The 14,394-nt window shown below is 36.2% G+C and carries 14 protein-coding genes; 13 read left to right on the top strand and 1 reads right to left on the bottom strand.

Annotation, left to right across the window (positions count from 1 at the left end):
- The first annotated feature begins 187 nt into the window (after positions 1 to 187).
- From RCG25_RS15455 to RCG25_RS15405, 11 genes are all read left to right on the top strand, one after another.
- Positions 188 to 2,191, top strand: coding sequence for a chemotaxis protein CheW (locus tag RCG25_RS15455; RefSeq protein ID WP_308079715.1), 2,004 nt, complete (start codon positions 188 to 190; stop codon positions 2,189 to 2,191).
- A gap of 21 nt (positions 2,192 to 2,212) precedes the next feature.
- Positions 2,213 to 2,656 (top strand): chemotaxis protein CheW, encoded by a 444-nt coding sequence (locus RCG25_RS15450; RefSeq protein WP_308079714.1) that lies wholly within the window; start codon positions 2,213 to 2,215, stop codon positions 2,654 to 2,656.
- Positions 2,657 to 2,681: 25 nt separating this feature from the next.
- Positions 2,682 to 3,194 (top strand): chemotaxis protein CheW, encoded by a 513-nt coding sequence (locus RCG25_RS15445; protein WP_308079713.1) that lies wholly within the window; start codon positions 2,682 to 2,684, stop codon positions 3,192 to 3,194.
- Between the two features lie 14 nt (positions 3,195 to 3,208).
- Positions 3,209 to 5,419 (top strand): HAMP domain-containing methyl-accepting chemotaxis protein, encoded by a 2,211-nt coding sequence (locus tag RCG25_RS15440; RefSeq protein ID WP_308079712.1) that lies wholly within the window; start codon positions 3,209 to 3,211, stop codon positions 5,417 to 5,419.
- A 195-nt stretch (positions 5,420 to 5,614) separates the two neighbouring features.
- Positions 5,615 to 6,058 (top strand): YaaR family protein, encoded by a 444-nt coding sequence (locus tag RCG25_RS15435; RefSeq protein ID WP_308079711.1) that lies wholly within the window; start codon positions 5,615 to 5,617, stop codon positions 6,056 to 6,058.
- A 22-nt stretch (positions 6,059 to 6,080) separates the two neighbouring features.
- Positions 6,081 to 6,515 carry a DUF6115 domain-containing protein gene (locus tag RCG25_RS15430; RefSeq protein ID WP_308079710.1) on the top strand — a complete coding sequence of 145 codons (435 nt, stop codon included), beginning with the start codon at positions 6,081 to 6,083 and terminating at the stop codon, positions 6,513 to 6,515.
- Positions 6,516 to 6,531: 16 nt separating this feature from the next.
- A complete protein-coding gene (locus RCG25_RS15425) occupies positions 6,532 to 7,416 on the top strand; it encodes a flagellar hook-basal body protein (protein WP_308079709.1) in 885 nt (294 codons plus the stop codon).
- A gap of 24 nt (positions 7,417 to 7,440) precedes the next feature.
- Positions 7,441 to 8,298 (top strand): flagellar hook-basal body protein, encoded by an 858-nt coding sequence (locus RCG25_RS15420; RefSeq protein WP_308079708.1) that lies wholly within the window; start codon positions 7,441 to 7,443, stop codon positions 8,296 to 8,298.
- A gap of 172 nt (positions 8,299 to 8,470) precedes the next feature.
- Positions 8,471 to 9,961 (top strand): flagellar filament capping protein FliD, encoded by a 1,491-nt coding sequence (gene fliD / locus RCG25_RS15415; protein ID WP_308079707.1) that lies wholly within the window; start codon positions 8,471 to 8,473, stop codon positions 9,959 to 9,961.
- A gap of 313 nt (positions 9,962 to 10,274) precedes the next feature.
- Positions 10,275 to 10,607, top strand: a complete 333-nt coding sequence (locus tag RCG25_RS15410) for a carbon storage regulator (RefSeq protein ID WP_308079706.1) — start codon at positions 10,275 to 10,277, stop codon at positions 10,605 to 10,607.
- Positions 10,608 to 10,716: 109 nt separating this feature from the next.
- Positions 10,717 to 11,901 (top strand): flagellin N-terminal helical domain-containing protein, encoded by a 1,185-nt coding sequence (locus RCG25_RS15405; protein WP_308079705.1) that lies wholly within the window; start codon positions 10,717 to 10,719, stop codon positions 11,899 to 11,901.
- Between the two features lie 832 nt (positions 11,902 to 12,733).
- On the opposite strand, the gene RCG25_RS15400 is transcribed toward RCG25_RS15405, so the two are convergent.
- A complete protein-coding gene (locus RCG25_RS15400) occupies positions 12,734 to 13,297 on the bottom strand; it encodes a hypothetical protein (protein WP_308079704.1) in 564 nt (187 codons plus the stop codon).
- Positions 13,298 to 13,353: 56 nt separating this feature from the next.
- On the opposite strand from RCG25_RS15400, the gene flaG reads away from it, so the two are divergent.
- Positions 13,354 to 13,716, top strand: a complete 363-nt coding sequence (gene flaG / locus RCG25_RS15395; RefSeq protein WP_308079703.1) for a flagellar protein FlaG — start codon at positions 13,354 to 13,356, stop codon at positions 13,714 to 13,716.
- A 3-nt stretch (positions 13,717 to 13,719) separates the two neighbouring features.
- Positions 13,720 to 14,307 carry a DUF6470 family protein gene (locus RCG25_RS15390; protein ID WP_308079702.1) on the top strand — a complete coding sequence of 196 codons (588 nt, stop codon included), beginning with the start codon at positions 13,720 to 13,722 and terminating at the stop codon, positions 14,305 to 14,307.
- Positions 14,308 to 14,394: the final 87 nt, after the last annotated feature.

Below are 14,394 nucleotides of genomic sequence, written 5' to 3'. Positions count from 1 at the left end.
TTTAGTATTTTGATGAATGTGATTAAATATATTTATGATTTTGCTATCAAAAACTAAAAAACTATCAAAAAATTTGGTTATATTTATCAAAATATATGCTAATATGAGGTATATATCTGTATTTTTTTGGGTTATTAATGTATCTCTAGAACTACTTTTGTATGCTACTTAGCGAGGGGAAGTTGAAATGGATTTAAATAATTATTTAGAGATGTTTATCGAAGAATCAAAAGAACATTTACAGTCAATTAATGACGAACTTTTAAAGCTTGAATCAGATTCAACGAATACAGCTATTGTAAACGAAATATTTCGTTCTGCCCACACACTTAAAGGGATGGCTGGCTCAATGGGTTTTGATGACCTTGCCTCATTAACGCACGAAATGGAAAATGTCCTGGATCTTCTTCGTAATTCTAAATTAACGATTACTTCAGAAATAATGGACGTTATTTTTAAATGTGTAGATTTAATAGAAAGAATGGTTGACAGTATTGAGTCGGGTGGAGATGGAAAAGAAAACGTCACAGAAGTTGTGACTCAATTAAAAAAAATCCAAAATCCAAATCACACAGAACTTGTCAGTGCTTCACGTGAGGTAGCCGCCACTGCAGAATTTGTACTGGATGAGTTTCAAGCAACAGTCATAAGTGAAGCTACGAAATCTGGAATGAATATATATCAGATTAAAGTATCACTTGATACTAACTGTGTAATGAAATCAATTAGAGCTTATTTAGTTTTTCAGGCTGCTGAAGAATTAGGGGAGTTAATTCAAACCATCCCAACTGTAGAACAAATTGAGGAAGAGAAATTTGAAGATTCTTTTACCCTTTTAATGTTGTCAGAGCGCAGCTCTCAGGAAATACATGCCGCATTAATCAATGTTTCAGAGGTTAGAGAAGTCATTGTGGACGAGAGAACCGGAATAGAAAATCCAGAAATGGCAAACTCATCTGCAACAGTAGAATCGGAAAAGGTTGAGTCAGTGAACCGTCAGCAAAATAAAGAAGATTCGAATGTGGCTAAGAAAAAACAACGCTCCAAATCCATTCGTGTAGATATAGATAAACTAGACCAGCTGATGAATTTATTCAGTGAATTAATTATTGATCGAGGAAGACTGGATCAGATTGCACGGAAATCTCAGCTTTCTGAATTGACTGAAACGGTTGAACACATGACGCGAATTTCAACCGATTTACAAGGACTCATATTGAATATGCGAATGGTCCAGGTTGAGCAAGTATTTAATCGTTTCCCTAGGATGATCCGAGACCTTGCCAAAGAATTGAATAAAAAAGTTCAATTAGTTATTGAAGGTTCAGAAACAGAATTAGATAGAACGGTGATTGATGAAATAGGCGATCCATTGGTACATTTACTAAGGAATGCCTTAGACCATGGACTTGAGACAGCAGAAGAGAGAGCTGCAACTAACAAAGTCGAAGAAGGAACCATTTCATTAAAAGCATATCAAAGTGGAAATCACGTATTTATTGAAGTTTCTGATGATGGAAAAGGTATCAATCGTGAAAAGGTATTAAACAAAGCAATTGAACGCGCAGTAGTTTCAGAGGCGGAAGCTAAAACTCTGACAGATCAACAGGTTTATTCATTACTATTCTCGTCAGGTTTTAGTACAGCTGATAAGATTTCAGACATTTCTGGCCGTGGTGTAGGTCTTGATGTAGTAAAAACGAAAATTGAATCATTAGGTGGTTTAATTACGATTGATTCTACCCCTGGTAATGGCTCTGTTTTTCATATCCAATTACCTCTGACTTTATCAATCATTTACGCGATGTTAGTGAAGGTGGAAGAAGAGACATTTGCTATTCCGTTTAACTCAATTGTGGAAATCACAACAGCTGATGAGAATCAAGTTACTACTCTTCAAGGTCAAAAAGTAATCCAATTTAGAGGACAGGTTGTTCCATTAGTATTCTTAAATGAAGTCCTGCAAGTTCCACCAACCAATGCATCGGTTGATAAGCAGCAACAATTTATTGTAATTGTTCGAAAGGGTAACCAAAGCAGAGGAATCGTTATTGATTCAGTGGTTGGGCAACAAGAAATTGTCTTAAAGTCATTAGGTGGATATTTAACAAACCTCCCTGTTATATCTGGTGCGACAATCCTTGGAAATGGCCAAGTAGCACTAATCATTGACTCGAATCAGTTTTTTTAATAGAAAGGGTGAACCAAAGTTATGGAGAATATCAAAGTAATCGCTTTTTCATTACGAGATGAAGAGTATGGATTGAACATTGATTATGTTCAATCCATTGAACGGTTGTCTCCGATTACAAGAGTTCCCAATGTCCCGTCTTATGTAAAGGGCGTCATTAACCTCAGGGGAAATATAATCCCCCTGATTGATCTCCAAAGTAAGTTAAACCTAGGACAAGTGGAATACTCTGAAAGCACGCGAGTTATTATTGTGAAATTTGAAGAGATTGAATTAGGTTTCATTGTAGATAAAACCAGTAATGTAATTAATATTCCTTCAGATGCAATAGAAGCTGCAGCATCCAGCGGTTTTAATACAGACCATTTTGAAGGAATTGCAAAATACGAAGGGCAATTAATTATCCTCGTAAATTTAAAAGAAATAATAAAAACTGAGGCAAATGAATCGGACGTAGAGGACTAAGTAATTCAAGAAGAGGGGATAACGTATGAAAGATCAAGTCAAGTTTCAGGATGCTAAAGTACTTATTTTTAAATTAGGCCAGGAAGAATATGGTGTACATATCAATCAAGTTGTCTCCATTGATAGAATGCAGACGCTTTCTATTACTCCCTATCCAAATCGGGCATCACATGTATTAGGAGTTGCTTCCATTCGTGATGTTGTGATTCCTATTGTTGACATGCGCGCGGCACTTACAGGGGAAGCACTGAAACAAACAGATGTGACAAGAATTATAATTGTGAAAGTGTACGACAAAGAAATTGGAATTATAGTAGATGCGGCTACTGATGTGCTCGATCTTCCAGCAGAATCGGTCGAGCAAACCAATATTTTGGAAACAAATAATGTTTCTTATCTGTTGGGTATTTCAAGGTTTGATAATCGTATAGTTATTCTTCTAGATATTGAAAAGCTATTGGAAAATACAACAAATCTTGATGATTTGAGAGATATGATCCAAAGCTTTATCAATAGCAATGAAGGAGCAGAAGCCTAAAGGAGAGGTATACAATGCTGAAAAAAATACAGAAAAATGGTTCAAGTAAATCCTACAAGTATCTAAAGCTAGCAAATAATGTTTCTATGGGTGTCAAACTATGGGGCAGCTTTATTATTCTTTTATTATTCTTAGGGTCAGTTTCGATTGTATCTTATTATAAAATAAATGTGTTAAGTGACGACGTAACTTATTTAGGGAATACTCAGTTAAAAGAGGCTCAAATCATCTCAAAACTTAAAGACAGCATTACAGACATTCGCTTAAATTTAACCAAATATTCATATGAGAAAAGTGCAGATGAAAAAGCTAAGATAGAAGATATAGTAAATGCTGATATCAAAAAGGTTAAAAGTGATGTAAAGGATTTGGAAAAACTTGTAGTGAATACAAGTAAGGATAAAAAATTAGTACAGCAGTTTAATATTAACTTCGGATCCTATGAAAATACGATTCCAACAATCTTTAAAGCGACTGAAGGTGAGAATTACTACACTACCCATGCAAGATTAGGGGTTTTACAACATAATGGGGACAATACCATCAGTTCTCTTGAGAGAATGGCCAAAAGTTCACAAACAAATACCAATAAGATTATCGATGATGCAAAGCAACGCTCAACTAATTCACTTATTCAGATTATAGGTGTTTCTGTGTTAGCAATGGTTTTAAGTATCTTGGTAGCATTTTTAATCAATGGACTCATTCGTCGTACAGTAAGCAGAGTATTGAAAAATGCAGAAATCACCACTAATTCTGCTACAGAAATTAAAAACTCGATAGATAAAACAGCCCTCAGTGCGCAACAACTAGATGCTTCTATGAATAAAGCAAATGATGCCATAAGTGAATTAGTTGCTTCCATACAGCAAGTGGCAGGGAACACAAATATAACGGCATCAGGGGTAGATGAAATTTCTGCTGCTATTGAACAAATGAGTGCTTCCATTAACTTAGTTGCAGCAAGTGCAGACCATTTTGCATCCTCTGCGGAAGAAACTTCTTCAGCAATCCAAGAGATGATGGCTTCCATTGAACAAGTGGCAATCAGTGTAGGTAATGCTGGGGCAAATGTGGAACAAATTTCTGTTTCGATTGAAGAAATGAGCCACTCTATTAAAGGAGTAAGTGAACATGCTGTAAGTCTAACTGATACGGCTAAACAAACATCAGACACAGTAGAAGAAATGGTTGTTTCCATTCAACAGGTTGCAGCAAGTGCCCAGACCGTTAACCAACTAAGCAATGCAGTTAAAGATGATGCTTATGAAGGAACGATTTCATTAAATGAAACATTGAACGGGATGAAGGAGATTTCTAAGGTAATAGACCAGACTAGTAGAGTAATGGAGAACTTAGGAAAAAGCTCGGAGGAAATTGGCAGCATCATTGCAGTAATTGATGATATCGCTGACCAAACAAATCTTCTAGCACTTAACGCAGCCATTGAAGCAGCAAGAGCAGGTGAACATGGAAAAGGATTTGCAGTTGTTGCTGATGAGGTTCGTAAGCTTGCCGAAAGATCTGCAAAAGCAACAAAAGAGATTGCATCTCTAATCAAGGGGATTCAGAATGAAACGACAGTTGCAGTATCTTCTATTAAAGATGGTGCTCAAAAAGTAAAAGTAGGAAATCAATTGGCGGATAAAACGAACCAAGCGATTAAGAAGATTTCTGAGGGTATCTCTCAAGTAACGGTTGAAATGAATCAAATTGCAAAAGCAACGGAAGAACAATCAAAAAATAGTGAGTTCATTACCAAAGCGGTGGAGAGCGTAACAAGCCAGGCTGAAGAAATGACTCAATCTACAAAAGAACAATCGATCACTGCTGAAGCAATTGTAAAAGGAATTACCAGTACGAAGGAACAGGTACAACAAATTTCTATTGCGACGGCTGAACAAGCCAAAGGAAGTCATGCTATTGTTGCTGCTGTAGAAAATGTAACACATCAATCAGGCTCTGTAACCAATGCAACGAAAGAACAGGCATTGACAGCGGCAGAAATCGTTCGCAATATTAACAGCATCAAAGAAATGGTTCAACAAATGATGATGGCAACCAATGAGCAAGCGAGATATGGCCAGGAAATTGCGTTAGAGGTAGGAAATGTTCAAAAACAAACAGAAGAATTCAATTCCAGCATCGATACGCAATCAAAAGGTGTTGAAGAAGTCGTACTTGCCATTACGGATGTAAATAAACAAATTCAAAGATTAAAATAATTAATAGTTGACGAAACGCCTTCGCAATATAAGCGAAGGTGTTTTTTTATAAAAAACTATCATCCTATCAGCATACTTTTCTCTAACTTTTAATGAAATTTATGTTCACTTGAGGTATAATTACAACATAATTTTGATTTATTTTGATACTTTTGCAAAAGATGATTTTGAAGAAGTAAGATGGGGTGAATTCACTTGAAAATACAGGATCCGGTAAGAATAAATATAGGTGATTCCCGCCTCTCTCCGAGCGACCGTTCATCGACAAACACAGCATCCTTTCAAAAAATCATGAATACCTTTTCGAAAGAACTGACTAAAGAACATCTTCAGCAAATATTGCAAGAAATCGACCAACAGGGTCAGAGATTAAGTGAGAAACCGACCTTTGCTGAACTCAGGAAATATAAAGAAGTGGTCAAGCGGTTTATGGGTGAAGTAACAAAGAATGGTGTTGGTCTCTATCAAACAGATAGCTGGGACCCATATGGAGGAAATAAAACATTAAAAACCGTCCAAGTTCTCGACCGTAAATTAATGGAATTAACTGACCATGTTTTAAAAGAGCAGGATGAAGGGTTATCTATTCTGGATCGCATTGGTGAGATTAAGGGATTATTAATTAATTTATATACTTGATCAATAGAAAGGGGAAGAACACGTGCAAGAATATCTAAATGTAGCAACTTTAATAGTCAATTTTATCGCTGTGCTGTATTTAGTCATCAAGAGTTCTTTCCGAAAAAAATGGGACTATCAGCAGGAACTATCCTTAAAGATGGTATCCAATCAAGAAAAATTGATGCGTCAATTAACTGATATAAAAATAACTATTGAGCACCACCATATGATGACTCAAAGAGAGAATGAACAATGGAAGGTAGAAATGGTTCAAGCATTGAATGCGGTGAAAATTGAATCTGACTCTAATTCAAAAGCAAACAATGGTCATCAATTATTTTTGAATGATCGATATAAGGAAGTTTTTGATTTGAAAGCTAAAGGTCTCTCAGTGGAAGAGATTGCAAAGCAACTGGGTAAAGGCAATGGTGAAGTCGCTTTTATTCTCCAATTGGCTGAACAGGCACGTACTTAAGAAGAGAGGTATTTTTATGCTAAGAGGTTTGTATTCTGCAGCGTCAGGGATGTTCTCCTTAGAACGTAGACAAGAAACACTATCTAATAATCTCGCCAATGCACAAACACCTGGGTTTAAAAAGGATGATACGGTTATGCGTGCATTTCCTAAACTATTAGTGGAACGTATTAGAGACTATAATGAAACGATTCCTGGCGCTAATGGATTAACGATTCCAGGTCAGGGGGTACCGGTCGGAGAGCTAGCAAACGGTGTTTATGCACAGGAACGGATCCCGAGCTTCCTTCAAGGGGCACTTGTTCAAACAGATCAACCATTAGATATTGCTATAGATGATCAGAACATTCCTTTGCAAGTTGTTAATGGCCGAACAGTGAAGCCCACAGCCTTTTTCGCTGTCGAGCTTCCAGATGGATCGGTTGGATATACCCGGAATGGAAAATGGGACTTAGATTCGAATGGGAATCTGGTTACATCTGATGGATATAAGATACTGGGTGCGGATCATAAGCCTATTCAAGTCACTAGCGGTGTCAGTAAAGATGATTTGTACATAGATGCAGATGGACAGCTTATTGCTAATCCTAATGATGCTGCAAATGCGAGACAGGTGGGCAAAATCGGGATGGTTGTTGTACAAAATCCTTATGATCTTACTCGCCAAGGCGGGAATGTTTATAAATCTGAAAATCCACTTCCATTTATCCAAGATGCAGGTGGGACGAATCCCGGCGTAACCCTTCACCAGGGATATGTTGAACAATCAAATGTAGATCCCGGTCAAACAATGGCCGATATGATGATGACAGTGAGGGCCTATGAGGCAAATCAAAAAGTTGTCAGTGTGTATAATCAATCACTTGAACAGCTTTATTCGGTAGGAAAGATTAACGGATAATATCCAGAATAGGGGAAAAGTCACTTGAATACGTCATTATATATTTCTTCTGGGGCTTTACAAGCGTACCAACAGAAGATTGATACTTCTGCAAACAATATTGCTAATGTGAACACACCAGGATTTAAACGAAAAGATCAAAGTTTCTCTGAGATTTTGGCTTCTCAACTGAATAATCAAGGTCGAACGGATCAAGAAGTTGGGCGCCTGACGCCGGATGGATTGCGCGTTGGCTATGGAACCCGAACAGGTCTTACTCAGCTAGTCATGGAGCAAGGGCAAGCTATTTCAACGGGAAATCCTTTTGATTTGATGATTCAAGGAAAGGGTTTTTTCCAAGTAGGGTATCCTTCTTCGACTGTCGGAGGAGCTGACGAGGTTCGTTATTCACGTGATGGGAATTTTCATTTGAGCCCAAATCCTACTAAACAAGGAAGCTATCATTTAGTGAATGCGAACGGTGGTTACTTACTCGATCAAAATGGGAAGCCGATTGAGTTGGATGGCCAATATGAAGTTAGTATTGATGGGAATGGTCAAATGAATTTAAGAAGCAAGGATGGCAGCGGTACACCGTTTATTTCTGCCCAACAAGTCGGCATTGTCGATATTCAAAATCCCCATGTGTTAAAAAATATGGGTGGAAATGAATTTTCTATCGATTCTACTGTGTTGCCTACTGGGGCAAATGCATCTGATTACGTGAAGATGATGCAGCCTGCAGATGTGCAAATTGCATCAGGTTTTCTAGAAGGGTCCAATGTAGAGTTAACGAAAGAAATGACGGATCTTATGACCACGCAAAGAGGGTTTCAAATGAATGCACGAGCGGTTTCCTATGCGGATCAAATGATTGGAATTGCGAATGGGATTTTAAAGTAGTGAATAGAGATGAGACGTGTTTTTTTGCGTCTCTTTTTTTGTAGTTGGGGGTTCATTTTCTATAAATATAGGAAAATCACTTAACAATAATGAATTTTGTCCGATAATAAAAACAAATTAATTTTTCTATACTTAAACTACATAGAGATGAAAGGTGAAGGAGTGAAACGAAATGATTAATAGCAGTAATACATTGAGAGTCAGCGGTCTGGCATCTGGAATGAATACGGATGAAATTGTAGCAAATCTGGTTAAAGTACAGAGTAGCCGATTATTTAAAATGCAGCAAAATAAAATAACGGCCACCTGGAAACAGGATGCCTACCGTGATGTGAATAAAAAAGTGGACGAATTCCGTAAAGCGATGGAAGGATTACGTTTGCAGTCGACTTTTAATAAACAGACTGTAACTTCAAGTGATCCTAGAATAGAAGTATCTTCTGCTGGTACTAGTACATTAACAGATTTTGTAATTTCTGAAGCAACACCTGCTGAGGCAGCTAAACCAGCTACTGTTAGTTTTGCGAGTGCATCTTCAAGTGTTGGGGCTACGGGATTTTCATTTAAATTAAACAATATTGATATTGCACTTGATCCCAATCTTACATTTGATCAAGCTGTAGCAAAAATTAATGAACAAAGTAGTCAAACAAATGTTAAAGCTGAAAATGTGGGTGGATCTTTAGTTTTTACTACTTTGACAACTGGATCGGCACAAAAAATTGATATTACAATTACAGATACAAATAACCCCTTAAAGATATCCAATACAACAAATATCACTGGATCAGAAGCAAAGTCAGGCACAGTTACTATAAATGGCACACAAATAGCGGTTTCTTCAAATAAGTTTACATACCAGGGCGTTTCGTTTAATTTAAAAGAAAATATCCCTGTAAATAGTACTATTTCAGTTCGAGTAAGCAGTGATACGAAAGGAATATTTGATACGGTAAAGACATTTGTTGATAAATATAATGAACTTATTGCTGACTTAAATGGTAGATTAACAGAAAAACGCTATCGCGATTACCCACCATTGCTGGATGATCAGAAAAAAGATATGAAAGATAATGATATTAAGTTATGGGATGAAAAAGCGAAGAGTGGTTTGCTAACTAGTGATTCAACGATTAGATCATTTTTGACAGAAATGCGAAATAGTCTTATAACGTCTGTTCAAAATCCTGCATTGTCAACAGCCTTTAAATCGTTAAAAGACATTGGAATAGATTTTTCTACGAACTATCGGGAAAACGGAAAATTAGTTTTGAATGAAGAGAAACTAAAGGGAGTTCTTCAGACAAATTTAGAAGATGTAAAAAGACTCTTCTCAACAAAGGGTACAGGGGCAACAAGTTCTTCAACAACAGCAACAGATACTAATATGCATGGTAATAGTGGATTTGGTTGGAGAATATATGACAGAATAAATTCTACAATTTCTGAACTTGGTTCATTAGCTGGCTCGCCAAATTCACTAGTTGACACTAAAAGTTCCATTGCAAAACAATTGAAATCTTTAGATGAAAATATTGATAGAGAACAAGATAAGGTTAACTCTTATGAACAACGATTGTGGAAGCAATTTGGAGCTATGGAAAAGGCAATACAGCAGCTTAATTCACAAGGATCTTGGCTGTCACAACAACTAGGAGGGTAATATACCTAATTTAATAGAACTGCTTTATCTAAAGTTAATTGATTTCGGATAAAGCAGTTCTTTTATTTTTGATTTAAAATAAGAAATTTTTAATAATTTTTTATAAATATTACTAAACAATATTTAAGTAGGACCGATAATAAAAGTAACAAGATTAGACTCTGATAAAAATTACACAAAATAAATGAATTAATCAAAAAAATAAAGAAGATCTTGTTAAAATCAAAAAAACTTTCAAAAACTACTAAACAATTCAAAAAGTCATCCGATAATAAGAATTGTACAAATTAATGAATCATTGGAGGATGGTAACGTGCTCATTGTAGGCAGAGAAATCGGGCAATCAGTGATCATTGATGATGTTATCAAGGTTACTGTCTTACAAGTTGATTCAAAACTTCGTTTAGTCATTGATGCACCAGAGAATTTGTCAATTTCTAAGTTGAAGGATACTGAAAGTAGTAGTAAGTTTCTGAAAAAAGGGACTAGAATAATTGAGTCCTCAACTAAAATTGGTGAAAATGTAAAAATTTCAATTCTTCAAACTGAATCTGGTTTACTAAGATTTGCTATTGATGCACCTAAAGAAATTAGTATATTTCGAGAAGAATTGTATAAAGGAAATAATCAGGAACTAATAACTTAAGTTTTTAAATTTTATTTTTGATAATAGCCCCAAGGGTTTATTATAGATATTTTTAAAGGGTATATCCCTAACAAATTATATTGATTTAATTCTAAGGAGGAAAAATATTATGCGTATTAATCACAACATTGCTGCACTTAACACACATCGTCAGTTAAGCAGTGCATCAAATGCACAAGCTAAATCTATGGAAAAATTATCTTCAGGTCTTCGCATCAATCGTGCTGGTGATGATGCAGCAGGTCTAGCGATCTCAGAAAAAATGCGTGGACAAATCCGCGGTTTAGACCAAGCTTCTCGTAACGCTCAAGATGGTATTTCTATGATTCAAACTGCTGAGGGTGCTTTAAACGAAACGCATGACATCCTTCAACGTATGCGTGAACTATCAGTTCAAGGATCAACAGACACAAATAATACTGATGACCGCGAAGCGATCGGTGAAGAATTACTGCAATTAAAAGCTGAAGTTGACCGTATTTCAAAAACTACTGCATTCAACGGTAAAAAGCTATTAAATGGTGATTTAGCACCGACAGTATCTGGTGGTACAGCTGTTGTTGGTAAAGCATTAGCAACAAATGGCGCCGCTGCAATTTCTAAAATTGATGTTTCTGGTGCTCTTGGTGGCGAAACATATACATTAGGTAATGCTACTGGAGGAAAAATTAGTTTAACTCGTACATCAGACTCAGTAGCACAAACTATTACCGCTGAGCCTACTATTGGTGCGGATGGTAAATCAACACTTAACTTTAGTGAATTAGGAATTTCAATTGAAATTGCCGGTGTAACAACAAAAGCTGCTGCAGATACTGCAACTGATTTAGCAGGTCTAACAATAACAACTGGTGCTAATTCTTCTGCAAGTTTTGCAATAGGATCAAATGGATCTAGTGACGAAAAACTAGCTGTTTCCTTCGCGAAAATGGATTCCACTACCTTGGGTACTTCTGGAAGCGAAATCGGTACTTTAGTAACTGGTGCTGCAAATTCTCTTATTGATACTCAAGCGAAAGCTGACACTTTAACTTCATCACTTGATGCAGCGATAAAGCAAGTTTCTAAACAACGTTCTACTCTAGGTGCTGCTCAAAACCGTTTGGAACACACTATCAATAACTTAGGTACATCTTCTGAAAACTTAACAGCTGCTGAGTCTCGTGTAAGGGATGTTGATATGGCGAAGGAAATGATGACTCAAACAAAGAACTCAATTCTTTCTCAAGCAGCACAAGCAATGTTGGCTCAATCAAATCAGATGCCTCAAGGAGTTTTACAACTTCTGAGATAATGATTATAAGGGCGTCTAGCTAGGTAACGAGCTAGAGTATAACTGGGTGAATTGCTGGAACTTCCTAAAGCTTTATCAACCGCAACGGAACTGGAAACGGTAAACGGAATGGTTTGAAAATGATAAAGATGAAACAATGGATAATCAGCAGCCAAGCTCCTGTGAGGAAACTCTGGAGAAGGTTCAACGACTAGGGAATACGGTCTAAGGCTAAATAGCTATGACTATGAATCTCGTAGGGCAGCTAATACTGTTCGAAGTGCCCGGCTCCATAGAATTATGGATGAAGATATAGTCTATTCTGTAATCGAAAGATACAGTCGCAAAGCAAGCGAACCAACAACCACAAGGAGTTCTTCAACTTCTTCGTTAATAATAGTAAAAGAGGCTTTGAATTTCAAAGCCTCTTTTATTTTTCATAAAAGATTTATCTTCCGTAATTCACTAAGTTTATATACCACAGACCAATAGCTTCGACCAAGTATAATGGCTATTTCCTTATCCTTGTGTCCACTATTCTTTAAAGAGATTAGCAACTTGTTTTCTTCTGCTGTATAATTTTTATTTCTATCGGAACTAGATACAATAAGTTTGTAATCAGGGAATTTGAGTTTCCATTTCTGTGTTTCTTGTTGTAATCGGTAACTCAAACTGGTTTTATAAAGCATTCTTGGGCAAGTTTCCGAAATGTCTTTAATGATACTTAAATAAGCTATTGTTTCATTTACTGACGTGGTTCGTAAGATAAAACCATGTCCATCTTTTCTTCTTGCCAATCTTAAATTGATTTGAAAATAGTTTTTGATGTGGTTTTTAAGAAGTGCTAATTCCTCTAAGGGGTAGTTCTGTAAATATAAATAGATATGGGGTGTAATATAAATTTTTTATTATTATGGTTAATATTTGTACTGATAGACAAAGACCCATCATCCATGTAAAGTACAGCTAGAAAATGTGGAAGATTACAAAAGGGTAATATTGAAGAAGGTATTTTTTTGTTTTCATTATTATTATAAAAAAGTTCTAATAGGTTTGTGAAAAGAGGACTCGAGGCTGAACGTAAAGAATTACTTTTTGGAGTTATATAAAAAAGACCATTCATAATCTCCATTTTCCATTCACGGTATTCTTTTTGTTTTACTCCGTAGTGCTCCCTGTAACTACTATTTTTTCGTCTGCTTCCTTTATAAAGCTTCGTTAATTCTCCATCACCTATAATACTAGCAATTAAAACATTAATTTGAATGTCATTTAGAGACTGAAACAAACTCTCCCTCATCTTTCGAGAACATATGTTTCTACTCTGATTATAAAGTAATAAGGCTAATAAACAAATTCTTAATTGATAGTTTAATAACTGTTTTTTTCCTACATTTACATAATTTTCACTAAACATTCAAATTTTTCATCCGATAATAAAGTAAAATGATAGTGACAAAAAGGGGGCATAAAATGATAGACAAATTGTCCAATTCTAATAACCAATCAGTTGATTATACCGTTCCTAAAGTGGAAGGTACCGTCAAAATTAAAGAAGTATTGCCAGAAAAAAAAGAGCAGTCACAATCACCACCACAACAACAAGCACAGACAAAAGAAAAAACTGAAAAAGTCATGAACAGCATGAATGAATTCTTAAAGGCTTCCAATACACATTTAAAATTCCAGTTTCATGACGAGCTAAAAGAATACTATGTAACCTTGGTTGACGATTCAACAAACGAAGTGGTCAAAGAAATTCCCTCTAAGAAACTCCTAGATATGTACGCAGCAATGACCGATTATCTAGGTCTATTAGTTGATAAAAAAGTATAGGTAATGGTAAACATCATGCAGATTCCACAAATAAGACTACAACAAACCTATGCCCAAATTGGACTCCGAATCACCCAGCCAGTCCAAGAAATAGAACAAAAGCAAGCAGATCAATCGATCAAACAGGTTCCCGCCACGATGACTATAGAACGAAAGCCGAGCCACCTTGATATTGATCAAGAGCAATTATGGAATGAATTAAACTTTAAGAGTAATAGTGTATTTAGCGAGGATATGGCAGCGTTCGCAAAGCAAGAAGCATTAGAAGCGGTAGCCGAAAAAGCACAAGAAGGCGATCAGTTTGCAGCCATTGAAAAAAAGAATGATGCGATTCAATCTGTTGTGTCAGCTAAAGCAAACCCAGGGCCAGCTGAATTTAATATCGGCTTTATCCCAAGCTACGGTTCAGTAAAAATTCACTTTACACCTACTGAGCTAACTATTGACTGGAAACAAGGCGGGGCTGAAATAGAGACGACTCAAAATAAGCCAATTCACAACTATACACCAGGGAAAACGGAAGTATACCTTCGTCAGATGCAGAATTTAGAAATCGACTTTGTCGGCGGCAATGTGGATAGTAAATCATAAAAATGACCAGCAGCGGAAAGGAATTCTTTCGGCTGTATTTTTTTAATTTTGAGCTGGTAATATCATAATGAAATCAAAAGGATATTT

Origin of the sequence: Neobacillus sp. PS2-9 (genome assembly GCF_030915525.1) — a bacterium.
Classification (GTDB): domain Bacteria; phylum Bacillota; class Bacilli; order Bacillales; family Cytobacillaceae; genus Neobacillus.
The sequence above is the reverse complement of the archived record's forward strand: the minus strand, read 5'-3'. Positions and strand labels throughout refer to the sequence as shown.

Bases quoted from the DNA above. Each gene is read 5' to 3' on its own strand.
- RCG25_RS15455 (WP_308079715.1), top strand. From the start codon at position 188: ATGGATTTAAATAATTATTTAGAGATGTTTATCGAAGAATCAAAAGAA.
- RCG25_RS15445 (WP_308079713.1), top strand. From the start codon at position 2,682: ATGAAAGATCAAGTCAAGTTTCAGGATGCTAAAGTACTTATTTTTAAA.
- flaG (WP_308079703.1), top strand. From the start codon at position 13,354: ATGATAGACAAATTGTCCAATTCTAATAACCAATCAGTTGATTATACC.
- RCG25_RS15425 (WP_308079709.1), top strand. From the start codon at position 6,532: ATGCTAAGAGGTTTGTATTCTGCAGCGTCAGGGATGTTCTCCTTAGAA.
- RCG25_RS15440 (WP_308079712.1), top strand. From the start codon at position 3,209: ATGCTGAAAAAAATACAGAAAAATGGTTCAAGTAAATCCTACAAGTAT.
- RCG25_RS15405 (WP_308079705.1), top strand. From the start codon at position 10,717: ATGCGTATTAATCACAACATTGCTGCACTTAACACACATCGTCAGTTA.
- RCG25_RS15390 (WP_308079702.1), top strand. From the start codon at position 13,720: ATGGTAAACATCATGCAGATTCCACAAATAAGACTACAACAAACCTAT.
- RCG25_RS15450 (WP_308079714.1), top strand. From the start codon at position 2,213: ATGGAGAATATCAAAGTAATCGCTTTTTCATTACGAGATGAAGAGTAT.
- fliD (WP_308079707.1), top strand. From the start codon at position 8,471: ATGATTAATAGCAGTAATACATTGAGAGTCAGCGGTCTGGCATCTGGA.
- RCG25_RS15400 (WP_308079704.1), bottom strand. From the start codon at position 13,297: ATGTTTAGTGAAAATTATGTAAATGTAGGAAAAAAACAGTTATTAAAC.